The 300-nt window shown below is 23.7% G+C and carries 1 pseudogene; it reads left to right on the top strand.

The window, feature by feature from the left end:
* Positions 1–85 precede the first annotated feature (85 nt).
* Positions 86–300, top strand: a pseudogene (locus BT993_RS07010) (hypothetical protein); the annotation flags it as partial.

The following is a 300-nucleotide window of genomic DNA, read 5'->3' as shown; positions in this document are numbered from 1 at the left end:
TATTGCATTATCTCCCACATATATATCTTTAACTTTATCAGGATTTATACTTTCACTAACATTTAATATTTCCTTATTAAATAATATGGTTTTAACTATTACATTAAATACTTCTTTTATAATTGTTTCATATTCAACGAATATTACTGGTGGAAAATATAGGGTTGAAGGAGCATTAGGTTTTATTAGTACTAAACAAGAAAGTAAATTTGAAAATATTAGATATACTTCAGGATCTATTTCAATATTGCCTGAATTTAAAGCTCAAATTAATAAAAAAATAGATATAACATTTGGGCC

It is taken from the genome of Streptobacillus ratti, assembly GCF_001891165.1.
GTDB classification, from domain to species: domain Bacteria; phylum Fusobacteriota; class Fusobacteriia; order Fusobacteriales; family Leptotrichiaceae; genus Streptobacillus; species Streptobacillus ratti.
The sequence above is the reverse complement of the archived record's forward strand: the minus strand, read 5'-3'. Positions and strand labels throughout refer to the sequence as shown.